Genomic DNA, 18,175 nt, shown 5'->3' on the forward strand with positions numbered 1-18,175 from the left:
GGGGCGGCTAACGTCTTGGTATAAATGCCGTATTTAAACGTTACCGCCCGCTGGTTTGAATACGCCAGCGGGCGGTAAGGCGCTTCTATACGGGGAGGCTTTGCTGCTTAGGAGAAGACGCGGAAGCGTTCTTCGTCATTCATATAGGTCTTTTCACCGAACGGCGCTTCATGAGAGCCGAAAGGCATCTGGGCACGCAGCTTCCAGGAAGACGGTAGATCCCACGCTTCAAATACGGCGTCGTCGATGATGGGATTATAGTGCTGCAGGCTGGCGCCGATATCGGCTTCTGAAAGCGCTGTCCACACGGCAAATTGGGCGATACCCGTAGCGTGCTCTGACCAAACAGGGAAATTGTCAGCGTAGAGCGGGAATTTGTCTTGCAGCCCTTTGATCACATCCTGGTCTTCAAAAAACAGGACGGTGCCCGCGCCGGCGGCAAAGCTATTAATTTTTTTCTCGGTAGGCTCAAAAGAGTCAGCCGGTACGATCTTGCGCAGCGTATCCATGACTAGCTGCCAGAACTTGTCGTGCTGTTCATTGAACAAAATCACCGCACGCGAGCTTTGTGAGTTGAACGAGGTAGGCGCCTGCTTGACGGCTTCCTTGATCAGCGCGGTTACTACAGTCTGGCTAATGGGGATATCTTTACCGATGACATATTGACTGCGGCGCTGCTTGTAAATATTGATCGCGGGGTTGGGCATAACGCGTTCCTTAGTTTCGGGTATGGGGCTTCGAGGAAACACCCTACCTCGAAATAGCCAGTAGCAATCTAATACACAATCAATTTAGAAACCATGGATAAAACTCAGCGCTTTCAGTGAATAAAATCTACTAATTTACACCGAGGTTCAGCCGATAAGATCAGGTAGCGCCTCAAGGCTGAAGCGCTGTCTGTGTTCGGGGTGAACACGTGCTACTTCTTAAACTGCCGACACACGGTTGCCTGGGCTAAGGCGCTGGCTGCTTCTCATTTTCGGCTAGTTTTTCCTGTGCCAAGCGCTTGGCTCCAGCGATATCCTGCTTGCCAGAACCCAGGCGGGGAAGGGTATCTACCGTTAGCCAGTAGCTGGGTAACATCATGGGCGATATGCTATTTTCCAGCATCGCGGCCCTGACCGTTTTAGCATCCAGCGGTGTCTCGGATAGCAGCACAATTCGCTCGCCTTTACTTGCATCCGGTATGTTGACCGCCATGATGGCCGTGTCCGGGTCGTTCAGCGTGGCTTTCACGGCCTGTTCTACTGCGGCAAGGCCGACAATTTCGCCGCCGATTTTGGCAAACCGCGAGTAGCGGTCAACGATGGTTAAAAAGCCATCCTCGTCTAGATAGCCTTTATCGTTAGTCACGTACCACTGCTGATGGTCAATTTCGCACAGCGCAGCGTGGGTGCGTGCCGGGTCATTCAAATAGCCCTGCATGACCTGGGGACCGCTGATCAGAATCATGCCCGCATCACCCGTGGAGAGCTCTGCAAAGCTTTCCGGGTCAACAATCTTGAAGCTCGTGCCGGGCAAGGGCATGCCCACACTTCCTACCTTGGCGCCACGCTGAACCTGCAGATAGTTGATATCCAGTGCGTCGGGCAGGTTGACCGCCGCCACGGGGGAGGTTTCCGTTGCGCCGTATCCCTCGTAAATCAGCTTATGAAACTTAAGCTGGAACGCGCTGCGTACGCTGTCGTCGACCTTTTCCGCCCCGGCCACCACCACTCTTATGCTATCCAGCATCAGCGGATGAACCTTGGAGCTACGCGTAAACAGGCGCAGGAACGTGGATGTGCCGCACATGATGGTCGCTTGATACTTGGCTGCTGCTTTTGCGATACCCACGGCATCGGTCGGGTCGGGATGACACACCAGCGGTAGACCTTCAATCAAGGGCAAGAACTGGGTAACCGTTAGGCCAAAGGCGTGAAACAGCGGGAGTGAGGCCAGCATGACGTCGTTATGTTCAGTGTTCAACGCGTCGGAGGTCTGCTTCACGTTGGCCATCAGGTTACGGTGGCTGAGCATTACCCCTTTCGGCTGCCCCTCGCTGCCGCTGGAAAAAAGAATGGCTGCGGTGGCTTCGGCGTCATGCGCTCGGCAATAAAGCAGGCGCAATAGCCCCGTAGGTAGTAGGCGCACTGAAAGCCAGGTAAACAGGCGCTCACCCCGACCCATTGAGGCTTGCAGCGCTTCCAGGTAGACAACATTCTGCTTGGCAAGCAGCTCGGCAATATTCAGCCCGCGCTGTTCAAGCTTTTCGACAAAGCGCTGCGAGGTATAAACGGTTTCAATCTCCGCTTGTGCCAAGGCAGACGCCAGCGCCTCCTGGCTTGCGGTGTAGTTGAGGTTAACTACCGTTTTACCCGCCAGTAGTGACGCCATATTGGCAAGTACGCCAGCGCTGCTGGTGGGCAGCAGCAGGCCAACGTTTTGCGCTTTGCTTTGCTTGCGAATACGTTTGGCCATCAGAATGCTGGCGGTTAACGCCTTCGCGGCACTCAGCGGGCGACTGATGGTGTCAGCCAGGGCTAGTTGGCCGGGGCGGCGCTTGACGCTGCGTATCCAGGCATCCGGCAGGGTATGCAGGTTTTCCATCGAAAGCTGCCAGGAGCGGGTAGCCTGCTCGAAAATGCGCCGTTTAAGCACGTCCGCCGGGGTCTCTTTAGGTAGCGTGCGGCCAAACACCACAACGATTGAGCGGTGCAGCGGCGCATAGCGCAGCTCTTTCAATTTGCTGGAGGAGTGCGAGAACTGGCTGCCCCATAGTCCGCGCAGATAAAACGGAACGATTTTGACGTCGGGGTTGGCCATCTTGCAGGCGCGCTCATAGCCTTTGCGGAATTCGCCCAGTTGTCCCGTGCGGCTGATGGCGCCTTCCGGAAACAGACACACCACTTCACCGGCGTTGAGCTGATCGGCGACCGCTGTCAGCGCCTGCTCGGCACCAACGCCGCGTTCAATCGGAATACAGCCCAGCGCTTTAAAGAACCAGCGTAGATACCAGCGTTGATAAATGCTTTTAAGCATCACAAAGCGTACCGGCCGGGGGCTGGCGATCTGCACCATGGCCCAATCCACCCAACTGATATGGTTGCCCAGTAGCAGCACGCCACCCTGGGCGGGCATGTTTTCCAGGCCGTGAACATCCACCCGGTAGCGTCGGGTAAGCAGAAAACCGAGTAAAAAGCGCACCAGGCTCTGGGGCAGCTTAACGATGGTGTAGCCGCCACCGATCATCGCTACGCTGGCAATCAATAGCAGTAGATAGTGGCTATCCACGCCCGCTAAAGCGAATAGCGCCGTGAGCACCAAAAAGCCCAGCATGGCGAGGTTTTGAATCCAGTTATTGGCGGCCAGCACGGTACCCAGCTCATTGTCAGCGGCATGGAACTGGATTAGCGCATTGAGCGGCACGATAAATAGCCCACCCATCAAGCCGATAAACACAAAGTTCAGCGCCTGACCAAGCGGCGACGTGAGGAGCGGCAGGCACCACAAGCCAACGGCCACGCCCAGGGCACCAACGGGAATCAAACCCGTTTCAATCCGATTGCGGGAAAGCTTGCTGGCGAGTACCGAGCCCAGTGCGATGCCGATACCGCTGGCCGCGAGAATACCTTGAAGCACCAGCGTGTTACCGATGTCTAGAGCACCTTTGGCATAGGCGGGGAAAGCCGCCAGCAGCACCTGGCCGACCGACCAGAACGTGGCCAGACCAATAATCGAAAGCTTTAATACGGGCTGCGATGCCACCAGGCGTAGATTGTATTTTAGAGCGCTGCCTTTAATGTAGCGCTGCCAGGTAAGCGGCGTGCCTGGCGTGGGTGGGGCATCCAGTGACAAGCGGTAAAGAGCCAGCACCTGAATCACACTATTAACCACCAGCAACCAGCCTAGCGGGGCAATTTGGCGCAACAGTTGGTCAGGGGATTGGTTCGCAAGAGGTGTCCAGGTTTCGAAGAAGGCGGTGAAAATCACTGTGCCGGCCAGAATAGCGCCGATGGTAAGCGCCTGGATAAGGCCATTGGCTTCTGCCAGACGCGGCTTACCAAACAGGGTTCTGACCATGCCGTATTTGGCCGGGGAGTAGAAAGCTGACTGAATCGCCAGAAGTAGCGTCATGGCGAAGGCGAGCCAGAACCAGCCTTGGTAGTAAGCGGCGGTAATACCCAGTGAAATGGCCACCGCTGCCCACGCCGAAAAGCGTAGAATGCGCACTTTGGGGTAGGTATCGGCGACATGACCGGCAGGGCTGAACAGCATGATAAAGGGCAGCAGAATCAGCCCGTTCACCAGCGCCGTCAAGACTATCTGGACGGTGCCATCGTAGCTTTTGAAGATTGTATTTTGAATCACAATCTTATGCCCTAAATCCATAAAGGCATTGAGAAAGATAGCGATGAGATAAGGCCAGGCACCTGGCGTGCGGAGCAGTCGTTGCATGGTTCGTTAGCCTTGTTTGCGTCTCGAAGTCATCGGACTTTCCTTTATAGCTCTGGTTTACGCAACCTTTTAAAGATGAGTTGCGTTATTTGTGCGGTAAAGTATCGTTATTCGATACTTTACGCCAGGAGGTCGCTGTGTCTCAAACCGACTCACTGCTTAATACTTTAAAGCGCCAACTGCGAATGCAGGGAAAAACCTACGCCGATGTGGCTCAGTGGCTTGGATTAAGCGAAGCCTCAGTTAAGCGGCTTTTTGCTGAACGCAATATCACGTTAGCACGCCTTGAATGCATCTGTGAGCAGCTCAACCTTGAATTTGCCGAGCTGGTGCAGACCATGCAAACCGAAGAGCGCCGCCTGCAAGAGCTTACCCAGGCACAAGAGCAGAGTATTGCTGACGACCCCAAGCTATTCTTGATTGCCGTTTGCGTAATCAATGGTTATAGCTTTGCTGAGATTCATCATCAGTATCAGCTAAGCGAAGCGGAATGCACCCAGCAACTGCTTAAGCTTGAACGGCTTGCCCTTATCCAGCTGTTGCCGGGTAACCGAATTAAACGCAGAGTAGCGCCTAATTTTCGCTGGCGGCCTGGCGGCCCTATTCAGCAGTTCTTCCAGCAACATATTGCCAACGACTTTTTTCGCTCACGTTTTGACAGCGAAAGCGAAAAGCTGCTGGTCCTCAACGGCCTGCTCTCCCGGGCGGGTAACGACGAGTGGCAACAGATCATGCAGCGGCTGGCCAAGGAGTTCCATGAACTCTGTGAACGGGAAAGCAGCCTGCCCATCACTCAGCGCTTTGGTACTACCTCGGTGCTCGCGGTGCGCCAGTGGCAGCATGGGTTGTTCAAGGGCTATGCGCGTAAGCTTCCGCAACAATAGAGTGATGAAGGCGAGTGGGCAACAAGCAACGACGGCGTGTTAGTACGTACTGACGCGGTCAGGTAAACTGCCCACCTTTTATCGTTGCCTTGTTCGCAGAGACTCATCATGACCCGTTATCTTTTCAGCAACCGTAGCTTTCTTTATGAATAGAACCGCGTTTAAAGCCCTGGCCTGCCCGCTTGATGGCGACCCGCTGACTCAAGCCGAAGGCGCTTGGCGCTGCGCGGCCGGGCACAGTTTTGATATTGCCAAACAGGGCTATGTGAACCTTTTGCCGGTTCAAAACAAGCGTTCAAACGACCCAGGCGATAGCAAGGCCATGGTGTCTGCCCGACAGCGTTTTCTGAATGCCGGGTATTATCAGCCCATTGCAGACGCTATCAATCACGCTGCCTTGAGCGGCGCGCCGGAAGATATGCCGCTTAGCTGTCTGGATGCCGGTTGTGGTGAGGGCTATTACTTGCGCCAGCTGGCCCAGGCGGCATCTGATAATACCCAGCTTGAGCTGATTGGCCTGGATATTTCCAAATGGGCGGCCATGGCCTCGGCCAAACAGAGTTTTCATAAAGAGCAGGGTCGTCAAAAAGACCCGTCTGCCACTTGGGTAGTAGGCAGTAACGCTAACTTGCCTGTGCAATCTGCCTCGCTGGATAGGCTGCTATGCATGTTCGGCTTTCACGTGATGAGCGAGTTTGCCAGGGTGCTCAAGCCGGGGGGGATACTGTTACAGGTAGAAGCAGGCGCAAATCATTTGCGCGAGCTGCGCGAAATCATTTATCCAACGCTCAAGCCTGAGCGCAGTGGTGAGCAGTTAGTGCCGGAAGGATTCACTGCGCAAGTAGCTGAAACGGTCAGTTACTCGCTCACACTGAATGGTAAAGAGTCCATTGCGGATCTGCTGGCCATGACCCCGCATCTTTATCGGGCAAGCGCTGAGGGCCGCGAAAGAGCGGCAGCACTGGAGACACTCACCGTGAGTGTTGATGTGCGAGTGAATAAATGGATTAAAAACGCATAGAAGAAGGGCAGGCAAGCCGTGGTTGGCGGCTTGTTTGGTTTGGTTACAACTTTACTGAACCCAAACGCAACAAGGCCCGCCGAAGCGGGCCTTGTCAGTCAGACCCTAAGGTCTGAACAAACACTTAATAATAAATATTAAGAAGTTTGCTTGATGTTAGAAGCCTGAAGGCCTTTTTTACCCTGGGTAACGTCAAAAGAAACGCTAGCGCCTTCTTGAAGGGTTTTGAAGCCGTCAGACTGAATTTCGGAGAAGTGTGCAAACAGGTCGTCGCTGCCGTCAGAAGGAGCGATGAAACCGAAGCCTTTAGTGTCGTTGAACCATTTAACTGTGCCAGTTGCCATGATTAAATCCTTTCGCGCATATGCGCTGTAATGATGTTCCTGGTATTACCCAGATTAAGTAGCGGGTGAAACAAGGAATACAATATCAGGCTTGCCGAAAAAGATCGTACACTTCTGAAACCATGCTGCTTGCTAACCAACTGACGCTACAGTGTCACGATTGGCGTCGCGCGTCAAAGGCTTTTTGTATTTATTTTCCAGGCCGAGGCAATATTTCCTTCTTTCTTATCCGCTGACGGCTTGCCGTGCGCTAAGTATTTAATACTAATTGCTTAATGACTCCGCGGGCCCATGGTGAGCTGCACTAGTGCCCCAGCGGCTGCTAGCGCACTGGCGCTTACAGCAAGTATCCAGACAGGTAGCGCGCTGGAAAGCATAAGCCCACCAGCTGCCGCCCCAATAGCGCTACCCAGGTATAGGGCTGATTCATTCAGCGCCACCGCGAGATTACCATCGCCATGCTGTTGGCGAACGCGCATTAGCGCATTATTTTGCGGTACCTGTAACGCCCAGCCAACGGCTCCCCATAAGCTGATAGGCACAAGCGCAAGCCATGGGTGCAGGGAGGCGGCGACTGGCAGGCTAATCAGAGAAACTGCCAATAACAGCATAATCACCAGCACAACCCTGGAGCCTTGGCTTTTATCCACAATCGGGCCAATTAAAAAGCTGCCCAGAATCCCGCCGACGCCCCAAACCCATAGGTAGAGCGCGATAGACGCGGTTTCGCCGGAAGGGGATGCCGCCATAAACGGAGCAATAAAGGTATACATGCCAAGGCTTGCTATGGCACCCAAGAGCGAGACGGCCAAAATGGTCAGCGTGGCGGGGTGCTTCAAAATAGGCAGCTTGCGCCACAGTGAAACATAAGGCGCAGCGGGAATGTCGGGTAGCTTAAGGTAAAGGCCTGCCAGGGAAGTCGCGCCGAGCAGTGCAATCAGCCACATGGCTGATGTCCAGCCCAGTTGCTCGGCGAGTAACAGACTAAGCGGCACGCCAAGTACCGTGCCGCTTGCCATGCCGCCCATAATGACCGCGATGGCTTTGCCGCGCTGCGCTTCAGGCGCCAGCGTCGCTGAGGCCGCAATTCCCAATGCCAGATAAACCCCGGCTCCCACGCCCGCCAGCGCTCGCCAAGCCACTAGCATTGCAAAGCTTGCGGCCAGCGCACTTGCCACATTCGCCACAACGAAAAGTGCTAGCGCGATAATTAACCCCGTTCGCTGCTGATTGCCTGGGAGCAGCGCAACTGCGATGGGCGAAATCAGGCCATATGCCAGCGTAAACGCCGTCACTAACTGTGCCGCCATCGCATCCGAGACTAGAAATGCAGAGGTGATCAGGGGAATAAGCCCTGCGGTGACATAGGACGCCATACCTAATGAAAAGGCGCCCAAGGCAATAAGATAAATCGATAGTCGAGAAGAAAACGCCATCAGGCTCTCCAGTCAGGCTCATTATGTACTTGTTAGCGTGTGTTGCTGACCGCTACCAAGTGGTGAAGGCGCTATTCTGGAGAGGCTTTAAAGGGGGTACAATTTAACTATTTATACTATTACTAAAGGCAATAAGATGGCGCTGGAACGTTCGTTAAAACGCACCCGCACAGAGCTAGGGGAGTTTTTACGCAGCCGACGTGAGCAGGTAACACCGGAAGAGGTTGGCTTGCCCGTGGGCAAGCGGCGCCGCACGCCGGGGTTACGCCGTGAGGAGGTGGCAGCACTCGCAGGGGTAGGCTTGACCTGGTACACCTGGCTGGAGCAGGGTCGAGATATTCGCGCCTCGGCGGATTTTCTCGACCGTCTTGCGCGCACGCTAAAGCTCGATGCCATTGAGCGACGTCATCTTTTTTTACTGGCGCATCAGCGTCTTCCCGCTGAACCGGGGAAAACCTGGTGCAGTGTACCGCCGCTGGTACATCGCCTGATGAACGACTTGCCCACGCGGCCTGCGTACGTGTTGAATTTACGTTGGGATGTGCTGGCCTGGAACCACGCCGCAGCTCGTCTGTTTGGCTTCTCCGAGCATCCTCCGGAGCAGCGTAACCTGCTATGGCTACTGTTTATGGATACGGCTACGCGCGCTCTTTTCGACCCCTGGAAAGCGCAGGCACGGCAACTGCTTGCCAGCTTCAAACGTGATGCGGCCCGTGCGCCTGAAGACCCGGCAATCAATCAACTGATCAAGACCTTGGTGAAAGTGGATCCGGATTTTAAAGCGTGGTGGGCAGGGCAGGATATCCACGGGCCTTGTCATGGCATTCGCCATTTTCATCTAAAGCCGTTAGGAGCGATCGATTTTGAACATACCTCGCTGATCGTCGATGAAGACCGCCATCTACGGCTGGTCTACTACGCCGCTCGCGACACCGTTCAAGACGAGGCGTTTGACCACTGGCTTCAGGAAGGCCAAACGCCAGTGGCATGATTAGCGGTTCGTGGCTGGCTCCAGTACCCAGCCGTCTGATGTGGCGCGCAGATAATCGGTCAGTGCCAGGTGGCGTAAGAAATCCTGGTCATGAGAGACCACTACCAGCGCGCCAGGGTAGCCTCTCAGCATACTTTCGAGTGCCTGTAGCGAGGGCAGGTCGAGGTGGTTGCTGGGTTCATCCAGCAGCAATAGCTGCGCGGGCGGGTCGGCATAAAGCGCGCACGCCAGCGCTACCTTGAGCTGTTCACCGCCGCTTAGCTTTGCGCAGGCAACGCTAATTTTCTCAGCCGTAAGCCCAAGGTGTACCAGCCGGGTTCGCAGCAGGCTGACAGGTGCCGCTCGGTTGGCCGCTTTTAACTGCTCTATAGCGCTCTGGGTTTTATCCAGTTGGGCCAGGTGTTGATCGAGATAGGCGCTTTTGACATGAATACGGCTTTCGCCTGTTTGGGGTAGAAGTTGCCCCGCCAGGAGTTTAAGCAGTGTGGATTTACCCGAGCCGTTGGAACCAACAATGCCTAAACGCTGCTGTCCTTGCAGGCTGAGGTTAAGCTTTCCTGCAACGTAAGAAAGCGTGATATCGGTTAGTTCAGCAATCATCCGCTTGGCAGGCTGCACGGCAATGTCATGTAGCGCGATATTAGCATCTTCAGCAAGCTGCTCCCGCGCTTGCTGGATAGCGCTTAGGTGCTGGCTGTGTGTTTCTGCCTGCTGGCGGGCGAGGCGGCCGACGGAAAGTTCGCTGCGCGCCTTTTGGCGATCCAGCAGGATTTTTGCCTGATTGGCATCGCGCCGCTGGCGGTTGCCACGTGCCTGACGCCTTTCCTGACGTTCCTGCTGCTGATTCAGTGCGCGCTCTGCACGTTTTTTGTCTTTTTGATGGTGTTCAAGGTTCGTTTGAGCCGCTGCCTGTTCACTCGCCTTTTGTTCGGCGTAAAAGGAATAATTACCGCCGTAACTGCGTAGTCCAAGCGGCGACAGCTCCACGATACGCGGCAGGTGAGCAAGCAGTTGTCGGTCATGGCTGACAACCAGCAGCCCTTTGGGCCAATGGGTCAACTGCTCGATAAGCGCTTCCCTGCTCGGGCCGTCCAGGTGATTACTGGGCTCATCCAGAATAAGAAAGTCCGCCCTGGATAACAGCACGCCGATCAGGGCAACGCGCATGGCTTGGCCGCCGCTCAATGTCGCGGCCGGGGCTGTCGCGTCAAGGTGTGCAAGGCCACTGTGCTCTAGCTCTCGCTGTAAGGTCTGGCGGATATCCCAACGATCACCCAGCGCATCAAAGTCGTCTGGATGTGGGCTGCCCGCCTCAATACGGGCAAGTGCTGCTAAAGTGGTGCCTACGCCTGCCAGGTCGGCTAGCGTGCCGGAGGCTTCTTGGGTAACGCGTTGCGATAAATAGCGCACTTCGCCAGTGCTCATGCAGCGCCCCGTTGAAGGTGCGATTTCGCCCGCCATTAGCCTGGCCAGCAGCGTTTTACCCATGCCGTTACGCCCTACCAGGCCCGTGGGCGTGGTGTCGAAGGTTTCCGTTAACTCGGAAAACAGAAGGCGACCGTGGGGTAGCGTATAAGAAACGCGATCGAGCGAGATAAACGTCTTCGTCATCGGATGTACCTATCAATGCCTGACATTCCCCTTTTAATAAGGGACGGAGAACGTGGCCGTCGAAAACAGGACGGCGGCATTAATAGCGCATTGGACGAATACCTTTAATAAGAGAGAGGGCCTCTAGCCTAGTCAACTTATGTTGCTTTTCCAAGCCTTTCGCCGCGCTGCAGTGGGTTCAGGTTCGGCGTAAGCTGGCTCTTCTTTAAACAAGCTTCCATGGTTCTGTTGTATATAGAGGTTGTATTTTAGCTCCGGCTACTTAGAGTGACGTTTTCAGTTGACGGGCTCTATTGAGCCCTTTTGGTAAAGGTGAATGCATGACGGCACTGTTGAAAGGGTATATGCGTTCTTCGTTGATCTTACGGGTCACGATTGCACTGTTACTGGGGCTGGTCGTTGGTTTGTTTGGCGGTGACGCAGTCGCCACCTGGCTTGGCCCGGTGGGTGATCTGCTGCTGCGCCTACTGACGTTTCTTATCGTGCCTATCGTGCTGTTTACCCTGATGGTGGGTATCAATCGGTCGCGCGAGGGGAGCGTAGGGCGCGTGGGAGGCAAGGTGTTTGCCTACTATCTCGTCTCCACGGCGCTGGCAATTGTCGTGGGGCTGAGTGTGGCCTCGCTGTTCAGCCCAGGAAGCGGCATGACGCTGGATGAAAACGCCAGCTTCACGGCACCGGAAAACCCGGGCCTGGTCGATGTCGTTCTCGGTATCGTGCCGAGCAACATTATCGGCGCCTTTGCCGAACAGAATCTGCTGGGCATCATTTTTACTGCGCTGGTGTTCGGGTTTGCGCTGTTGAAACTTCGCCAGCAAGCCACCCAGCCAGGCAGTGCCGAGCGCTTGTATGAAGTAATCGAAGGATTGAACGACGTCACGCTCAAGGTCATGGCCGGCGTGCTGCACGTGGTGCCCATCGGTGTGTTCGCCATTGTGGCCGAGACGGTCAGCCAGCAGGGCCTGGAAACGCTGCTGTCGTTGGGCGATATGGTGATGGTGTTGTATATCGCGCTGGCCCTGCAGCTTTTAATCTACTGCGTGATCATGCGCCTGTTCGGGGTAAAGCTTCGGACCTTCTTTCGTGAAGCGCGCACGCCCATGGCCACTGCGTTTGCCACCCAGAGCAGCTCCGGCACCTTGCCGTTGACCATCAATGCGGCACGGCGGCTGGGGATTTCGCGCAGCGTGTACGGGTTCAGCCTGCCGCTGGGAGCCACTCTCAATATGGACGGCGCGGCGATTCGCATCGCGATTTCCGCCGTTTTCGCCGCCAATGTGATCGGCGCGCCGCTCGATTTTGTCAGCATGGTGCAGATCGTGCTGGTCGGCACGCTGGTTTCGGTAGGTACCGCTGGCGTGCCCGGGGCGGGGATCATCATGATCGCCACGGTGTTTGCCCAGGTGGGGCTGCCCATCGAAACCGTGGTGCTGCTGACCGCCATTGATGCTCTGGTAGGCATGGGCGCCACGGCGTTGAACGTGACCGGCGATTTGGTAGGCACCACGGTGATCGCCCGAAGTGAAGGTGAGCAGCTCAGCGAGACGCCTGTTGAAACAGACGAGACTTCCGCCACGGTCATCAGCAAGGCGTGAGCGGCTAACCTACAGGAGTATCCGCGATGAAGGCACACGAGCAGATCTATCTGAACCGGGCCCTGGCGCTTGCAGAAGAGGCGCTTGAGGCGGGCGATGAGCCCTTTGGCAGTGTACTGGTCAGCGCCGAGGGAGAAATTCTAGCGGAAGACCGCAACCGCATTGCAAGCGGTGATGCCACTCAGCACCCCGAGTTCACGCTGGCGCGCTGGGCGGCCCAGCACATGACGCCCGAGGCGCGTGCCAACGCAACGGTTTACACCACCGGCGAGCACTGCCCCATGTGCGCGGCCGCTCACGGATGGGCCGGGCTTGGTCGCATCGTTTATATCAGTTCATCCGAGCAGTTAGGACGCTGGCTGGCGGCTCTGGGGGTGGCACCGTCGCCGATCAAGGCCTTGCCTATCGGTCAGATAGTACCGGCGCTTGAAGTAGAAGGCCCCATCGCCGGTCTGGATGAAAAGGTTCATGTCCTGCATCAGCGCCGCCACGCAGGCTAAGCTTTCGCAGGCTAGGCTTTACGAGAAAGTGGCTTACGCTCGCCTAGTGGTTTTTTCGTGCAACCCCTAGTAATTAAATACCGCCCAAACGAAACAGCCCGAGCCATTGGCTCGGGCTGTGGGTAACGGGGTAAGCGTTCCTAATGCTTCAGAATGACATAAAACGCGTGAATGACGCCTGGAATAAAACCAAACAGTGTCAAAATGATGTTGAGCCAGAAATGTCCCTTTAGGCCAACTTCAAAAAAGACGCCTAATGGCGGCAAAATAATCGCGAAAATCATCTTGATAGGATCTGTTGCAGTAAACGCCATAAAGCCTCCTTTGCTTAATCGATACGTTACTCCTTGCAAGTGTAGACGCAGGGTTCACACTTAGCGAATGCGTCCACGTTAGTTAGACTTAACGTTTAGGTTGTGGTTCATCCAGAGTTACGCCGAATTATCAAAAAACCGATTATCAAAAAAACGATTATCAAAAAAAGGGAAGGGAATCCATGTATAAACTGTTGCCGCCGTCGCTAATGCTGACGGGTCTCGCGGTCTCAAGCCCCCTTTGGGCGCAAAACGAGCCAGCATCGGTACAGGCATTGCCTACGGTTGAAGTAAGCGCACCGCGTTTGGCGCGTGAGCTTTACGCAACGCCGGCGGCGGTTTCCACCGTGGACCAGGAAACCATCGCCCAGGGCCAGCAGCGTGTTCGGCTGGATGAAACGCTGGTCGGTGTGCCCGGCGTTTTCATTCAGAATCGCGACAACTTTGCCCAGGGCCAGCGGATTGCCATTCGGGGCTTTGGTGCCCGCGCCCCGTTTGGGGTGCGTGGGATTACGGTGATGGTCGATGGCATTCCCTATACCTTGCCCGATGGTCAGGCGCAGCTGGACGCGATTGATCTGGATAGCGCCGAGCGTATCGAAGTCATTCGTGGGCCTTCGTCGGTGCTTTACGGCAACGCCGCGGGCGGGGTGATCGATGTGACCACCGCCGATGGGCGCGAAAACCCGGGTACGCGCCTGCGGGTGGAGGCGGGCAGCGACGGGTATCGTAAGGCGTCCCTGCAAACCGGTGGTTCGCAGGGCGACTGGTCGCACAACGTCAGTTTTTCAGCGCTCAATGTGGATGGCTACCGCGATCAAAGCTCAACCGAGAAATACCTGCTCAATGCCAAGCTGCGTCGCGAGCTGGGTAGCGAGCGGGCGCTGACGGCGATTGTGAATCTTCTGGAAAACCCTCGCTCGGAAGACCCCGGCGCGCTGAATGCTGGTGAAGTGGCAAGCGGTCGGCATCAGGCCGCGCCGAATTCGCTGGCGCTGGACGCCGGGCAGAATGTCGATCAGCAACTTATCGGCTTGCAGTACGAGGATTTGTCCGCAGGGCCAGGTGAGTTCTACCTGAAAGGCTTTATCGCTCGGCGTGATTTTGAACAGCAACTGCCCTATGTGGGCGATAGCCGTATCGGCTACCAGCGTGACTATATGGGCGCGAGTGCCGAGTATCATCATGAAATCGCCCTGGGCGAGCTGCCGTTAAGCTATGTGGCGGGGGTGGACGTGGCCCGTCAGGACGATGATCGCTTCCGGCGCGACGTCAATGCTCAGGGCGGCGTAGGTGAGCAGGTGGCGGATGAAACCCAAACGGCAACCTCTACCGGGGTATTTGCTCAGGGTGATTTGGGACTCACCGAGCAAGTAACGCTTTCCCTGGGCGCGCGCTTTGATCGTGTTGATCTGGATGTGGATGATCGGTACTTGGCCGATGGTGATCAAAGCGGCGAGCGTACCTTTAATGAGTGGAGCGGCTCCGCCGGGCTAAGCTATCGCTATCGCCCTCAGCATCAGGTGTATATCAACACCGGCACTGCGTTTGAAACGCCGACGTTCTCCGAGTTCGCCAACCCGGCTGGCGGTGGGTTCAACCCGTCCATTGAGCCGCAAAAAGCCTGGAATCGTGAGGTGGGTACGCGGGGATATATCGAGCCGCTGGCCATGGATTACGACCTCGCCCTGTTCTCGGTGCGCGTACGCGATGAGCTGGTACCTTTTGATGAAGGTGGGCGTACCTTCTACCGGAATGCGGGCGATACCAACCGCGATGGCCTGGAACTTTCCCTTGGCTGGCAGTTAGCGGACCAGTGGCGTTTGAACAGCGCGTTAACCCTGGCTCGCTATGAGTTTGACGAGTTTGCCACGCCCAGCGAGCGCTTTGACGGCAATCGCATCCCCGGCTTACCCGAGCAGACCTGGGTCAATCAGCTAACTTGGGAGGGGCTGTCACACCGCTTTGCCACGCTTGAAACCCAGTACGTGGGTGACATGGTGGCCGACAATGCCAATGAAACGGAGATTGACAGCTATTGGCTGGTCAACCTGCGGGTAGGCGATGGCTGGCAACTGGGTGGCGATACGTTGTTAAACGCTTACGTGGGCGTGCGTAATCTGTTTGATGAAGACCACTATGCCAACGTGCGCTTGAACGGCACCTTTGGGCGTTTTTATGAGCCGGCGCCGGGGCGCAGTGTTTACGGCGGTTTGGAAGTACGCTTTTAAGCTTTCAGAAAATAGTTTTCAGAAAATAAAAGTGGCAATAAAAACGGGCAGCCTTTGGGTCTGCCCGTTTTCGTGTCGGTCGACTATATCGGTCGGTAAGCCTTACTCGGGTAAGGCATAACCGATCACGTAGTCACCCATCAAGGTACCAAAGGTTCCGTGACCACCGGCCGTTACCACAACGTACTGACGGCCATCGGCGCCGGTATAGGTCATGGGCGTGGCCTGGCCACCTGCAGGCAGGCGAGCTTTATAAAGCTCTTCACCGGTGGTGATATCGTAACCCCGCAGGTACTGATCCAGCGTGCCCGACATAAAGGTAACACCGCCTGCGGTGGTCAGCGGGCCGCCGAGTGCCGGAACACCCACGGGCAGGCCAATCGGCAAGCCAAGGGGCATGCTGTCGCGGGTGGTGCCGTTACGATGTTTCCAGACGACTTCCGCACTTTGCAGATCGATACCCGTTACATCGCCCCAAGACGGTGATTGGCAGGGCAGATCAAAAATCGACAGCAGCGGGCCTAGCTCAACAGCATAAGGTGCGCCGGCGTTGGGCTGAAGGCCCTGTTCGCTGGCCGAGCCCTGGCCCTCTTCCACTTCGTCACGCGGAATCAAACGTGAAACAAAGGCGAGGTACTTGGCGCCGGTGAACAGTGCCTGACGTTCAGGATCGACCGCGACGCCGCCCCAGTTCATTACGCCGACGTTACCCGGGTAAATAATGCTGCCTTCCAGCGACGGCGGCGTGTACTGGCCTTCATAGCGCAATGAATTGAACTGAATACGGCACATCATCTGATCAAAGGGCGATGCGCCCCACATATCGCGCTCGGTAAGCGGCGGTGGCAATAGGTTCAGCGCTGAGCGTGGCTGTGTTTCTGCCGTCCAGTCACCCTCTACTGCGCCTTGAGGAACGGGGATTTCTTCAATCGGGACAATGGCTTCACCGGTTTCACGGTTGAGGACATACAGGCTGCCTTGCTTGGTCGGCTGAATCACCGCAGGCTGGGTGCCTTCATCGGTTGCCAGGTCAATCAGCACGGGCTGGGCTGGCATATCCATATCCCAAAGGTCGTGATGAACAAACTGATAGACCCAAGCCACCTGGCCTGTTTCGAGCTCAAGCGCGACCAAGCCCGCACTATAGGTTTCATCGTTTTCGGTACGATCCGCGCCGTACTGGTCGGGCGTGGCGTTACCCATGGGCAGATAAACCAGGCCTAGCTCTTCATCAACGCTGATCGGCGGCCAGACATTAGGCGAGTTGCGGGTATAGGTTTCCCCGTCTTCGATAGGCGTGGTGTCATCCGGGTTACCGCTATCCCAGTTCCAGACCAGCTCGCCGGTGCGTACGTCAAAGGCACGGATAACGCCAGACGGCTCATCGGTTGAGCTGTTATCGGTGACGTGACCACCTAGAATTACCAGGTTTTCAGTCACGGTGGCAGGCGAGGTGGAGTAGTAGCCGCCCGGATCAAAACCGCCGATATTGCGCGTTAGCTCCACCTCACCGTTTTCACCAAACCCTTCGCAGCGTTCGCCGGTATCCGCATTAAGCGCGATCAGGCGGGCATCGGCGGTAGGCAGGTAAAGGCGACGCGGACACATGACGTCAGTCTGGCTGATGATCGCCGAGGGAGCATTTTCACCCTCATTCGCAGCGGTGGTTTCAAAGCCACCCAGCAGCGAAACATCGATGTCAAAAGCATCGCTGTCGGCAAACAGCGCGGAAAGCTCGTCGGTAGTATCTGTGTCAATGGCAGCGTCGGCGCTTTCACCACTGGTGGCGTAGTTGGCTGCATCATAATAGGCCAGGCCGCGGCAGGTCATGTGCGCCCAGCCGGAGAAGTCGTCGGCGCCCTGGGTGCTGATTTGTGGGTCGAATTCCCAGATCGTTTCACCGGTTTCCGGGGAAAGCGCCATGGCGCGGCTGTGTGATGTGCAGATATACAGGCTGTCGTTAACCTTCAGCGGCGTATTCTGGTTAGTGATTTCAGGCGGAGCGTTGGAGCCGGGCTCATCGCCGGTTTGAATACGCCATACTTCTTCGAGTTCACCGATATTGTCTGGGGTAATCTGGCTAAGCGAGGAGTAGTGCGTGCCTGCATTGGTGCCGCCATAGGCAGGCCAGTCGTCACCGGCTACCTGGGCCGGGTTCACATCGCCACTTGTGCGGTTCTCTGCGAGGGTGCCCTCTATCTGGGCCGGGTCATCCATCAAACTGGCAATGGCCACCACGATGGCGGCGGCAATGCTGGCCGTCAGCGCAAGACTTCCGCCGCGTGAGTGGAGCGGTTTGCGCCACCAGGGCAGCAGCATGATAATGCCGATGAGGGCAAGAATGGCGACCCGAGGCACCAGTTGCCACCAATCCAAACCGACTTCCCACAATGCCCAAAGCAGTGTGGCAATTAAAATCAGGGCGTAAAGCCAAAGCGCAGCGCCGCGGCGCATGGCAAGCAGCATGCCGCTAGCCGCAATGCCAATGCCGGCAATCAGGTAATAGGCGCTGCCGCCTAAGCTAAGCAGCTTGCCGCCGCCGATGGCGAGTGCCAAGCCAGCAACAATAAGCAAAAGACCTAGCAGCAAGGCAGGCCATTTACCGCGAGTTCGCTTGTTTTCATCCATGAGAGTTCCCCTGTTAGCAACGTATTAAGGGTTAGCAGGCGATGGCGCCAGCTAACCGCTGGCAACGTGCGCTAACCCATCAGTCGGTGCAAACGATGGGTTAAAACACATTGGCTTGACGGTTATTTTAATTATCAATTCGCTTTTGGTCGAACTGATTTGAGAATTAATCTTGGCCAAAAA

At 56.1% G+C, this 18,175-nt stretch carries 13 protein-coding genes; 6 read left to right on the plus strand and 7 right to left on the minus strand.

Annotated features, from left to right (window positions below):
- Nucleotides 1-107: 107 nt before the first annotated feature.
- Together INT33_RS12105 and INT33_RS12110 are read right to left on the minus strand one after the other, a co-directional pair.
- Complete coding sequence (locus INT33_RS12105; RefSeq protein ID WP_192537554.1) at nucleotides 108-707, minus strand: nitroreductase family protein; 600 nt, start codon at nucleotides 705-707, stop codon at nucleotides 108-110.
- Nucleotides 708-954: 247 nt separating this feature from the next.
- Nucleotides 955-4,437: an acyl-[ACP]--phospholipid O-acyltransferase gene (locus tag INT33_RS12110; RefSeq protein WP_192537553.1), complete on the minus strand. Its 3,483-nt coding sequence runs from the start codon at nucleotides 4,435-4,437 to the stop codon at nucleotides 955-957.
- 137 nt (nucleotides 4,438-4,574) lie between these two features.
- On the opposite strand from INT33_RS12110, the gene INT33_RS12115 reads away from it, so the two are divergent.
- The gene (locus tag INT33_RS12115; RefSeq protein ID WP_192537552.1) at nucleotides 4,575-5,321 is read left to right on the plus strand and encodes a helix-turn-helix domain-containing protein; all 747 of its coding nucleotides are present in this window, start codon (nucleotides 4,575-4,577) and stop codon (nucleotides 5,319-5,321) included.
- Between the two features lie 145 nt (nucleotides 5,322-5,466).
- Complete coding sequence (locus INT33_RS12120) at nucleotides 5,467-6,342, plus strand: putative RNA methyltransferase (protein ID WP_192537551.1); 876 nt, start codon at nucleotides 5,467-5,469, stop codon at nucleotides 6,340-6,342.
- Between the two features lie 137 nt (nucleotides 6,343-6,479).
- Here the strand turns inward: INT33_RS12120 and INT33_RS12125 are convergent, their stop codons facing one another.
- Both INT33_RS12125 and INT33_RS12130 read right to left on the minus strand, forming a co-directional pair.
- Nucleotides 6,480-6,686, minus strand: a complete 207-nt coding sequence (locus INT33_RS12125; protein ID WP_018917934.1) for a cold-shock protein — start codon at nucleotides 6,684-6,686, stop codon at nucleotides 6,480-6,482.
- 272 nt (nucleotides 6,687-6,958) lie between these two features.
- Nucleotides 6,959-8,122 (minus strand): MFS transporter, encoded by a 1,164-nt coding sequence (locus tag INT33_RS12130; protein ID WP_192537550.1) that lies wholly within the window; start codon nucleotides 8,120-8,122, stop codon nucleotides 6,959-6,961.
- 136 nt (nucleotides 8,123-8,258) lie between these two features.
- On the opposite strand from INT33_RS12130, the gene INT33_RS12135 reads away from it, so the two are divergent.
- Nucleotides 8,259-9,113, plus strand: coding sequence for a helix-turn-helix transcriptional regulator (locus INT33_RS12135; RefSeq protein WP_192537549.1), 855 nt, complete (start codon nucleotides 8,259-8,261; stop codon nucleotides 9,111-9,113).
- On the opposite strand, the gene INT33_RS12140 is transcribed toward INT33_RS12135, so the two are convergent.
- Nucleotides 9,114-10,724, minus strand: coding sequence for an ABC-F family ATP-binding cassette domain-containing protein (locus INT33_RS12140; RefSeq protein WP_192537548.1), 1,611 nt, complete (start codon nucleotides 10,722-10,724; stop codon nucleotides 9,114-9,116).
- A 320-nt stretch (nucleotides 10,725-11,044) separates the two neighbouring features.
- Here INT33_RS12140 and INT33_RS12145 point away from each other — a divergent pair, with 320 nt between their 5' ends.
- Both INT33_RS12145 and INT33_RS12150 read left to right on the plus strand, forming a co-directional pair.
- A complete protein-coding gene (locus INT33_RS12145; RefSeq protein WP_192537547.1) occupies nucleotides 11,045-12,319 on the plus strand; it encodes a dicarboxylate/amino acid:cation symporter in 1,275 nt (424 codons plus the stop codon).
- 26 nt (nucleotides 12,320-12,345) lie between these two features.
- Nucleotides 12,346-12,819 carry a nucleoside deaminase gene (locus INT33_RS12150; RefSeq protein ID WP_192537546.1) on the plus strand — a complete coding sequence of 158 codons (474 nt, stop codon included), beginning with the start codon at nucleotides 12,346-12,348 and terminating at the stop codon, nucleotides 12,817-12,819.
- A gap of 140 nt (nucleotides 12,820-12,959) precedes the next feature.
- Here the strand turns inward: INT33_RS12150 and INT33_RS12155 are convergent, their stop codons facing one another.
- The gene (locus INT33_RS12155; protein ID WP_192537545.1) at nucleotides 12,960-13,133 is read right to left on the minus strand and encodes a YqaE/Pmp3 family membrane protein; all 174 of its coding nucleotides are present in this window, start codon (nucleotides 13,131-13,133) and stop codon (nucleotides 12,960-12,962) included.
- A 182-nt stretch (nucleotides 13,134-13,315) separates the two neighbouring features.
- Here INT33_RS12155 and INT33_RS12160 point away from each other — a divergent pair, with 182 nt between their 5' ends.
- Complete coding sequence (locus tag INT33_RS12160; protein WP_192537544.1) at nucleotides 13,316-15,364, plus strand: TonB-dependent receptor family protein; 2,049 nt, start codon at nucleotides 13,316-13,318, stop codon at nucleotides 15,362-15,364.
- Nucleotides 15,365-15,466: 102 nt separating this feature from the next.
- Here INT33_RS12160 and INT33_RS12165 read toward each other — a convergent pair whose 3' ends face one another.
- The gene (locus tag INT33_RS12165) at nucleotides 15,467-17,992 is read right to left on the minus strand and encodes a glucose/quinate/shikimate family membrane-bound PQQ-dependent dehydrogenase (protein ID WP_192537543.1); all 2,526 of its coding nucleotides are present in this window, start codon (nucleotides 17,990-17,992) and stop codon (nucleotides 15,467-15,469) included.
- Nucleotides 17,993-18,175 lie beyond the last annotated feature (183 nt).

The organism is Halomonas colorata (assembly GCF_014897985.1).
Lineage (GTDB): Bacteria > Pseudomonadota > Gammaproteobacteria > Pseudomonadales > Halomonadaceae > Vreelandella > Vreelandella colorata.

Coding starts and splice junctions, on each gene's coding strand:
- INT33_RS12105 (WP_192537554.1), bottom strand. CDS start 707: ATGCCCAACCCCGCGATCAATATTTACAAGCAGCGCCGCAGTCAATAT.
- INT33_RS12110 (WP_192537553.1), bottom strand. CDS start 4,437: ATGCAACGACTGCTCCGCACGCCAGGTGCCTGGCCTTATCTCATCGCT.
- INT33_RS12120 (WP_192537551.1), top strand. CDS start 5,467: ATGAATAGAACCGCGTTTAAAGCCCTGGCCTGCCCGCTTGATGGCGAC.
- INT33_RS12125 (WP_018917934.1), bottom strand. CDS start 6,686: ATGGCAACTGGCACAGTTAAATGGTTCAACGACACTAAAGGCTTCGGT.
- INT33_RS12130 (WP_192537550.1), bottom strand. CDS start 8,122: ATGGCGTTTTCTTCTCGACTATCGATTTATCTTATTGCCTTGGGCGCC.
- INT33_RS12135 (WP_192537549.1), top strand. CDS start 8,259: ATGGCGCTGGAACGTTCGTTAAAACGCACCCGCACAGAGCTAGGGGAG.
- INT33_RS12140 (WP_192537548.1), bottom strand. CDS start 10,724: ATGACGAAGACGTTTATCTCGCTCGATCGCGTTTCTTATACGCTACCC.
- INT33_RS12145 (WP_192537547.1), top strand. CDS start 11,045: ATGACGGCACTGTTGAAAGGGTATATGCGTTCTTCGTTGATCTTACGG.
- INT33_RS12150 (WP_192537546.1), top strand. CDS start 12,346: ATGAAGGCACACGAGCAGATCTATCTGAACCGGGCCCTGGCGCTTGCA.
- INT33_RS12155 (WP_192537545.1), bottom strand. CDS start 13,133: ATGGCGTTTACTGCAACAGATCCTATCAAGATGATTTTCGCGATTATT.
- INT33_RS12160 (WP_192537544.1), top strand. CDS start 13,316: ATGTATAAACTGTTGCCGCCGTCGCTAATGCTGACGGGTCTCGCGGTC.
- INT33_RS12165 (WP_192537543.1), bottom strand. CDS start 17,992: ATGGATGAAAACAAGCGAACTCGCGGTAAATGGCCTGCCTTGCTGCTA.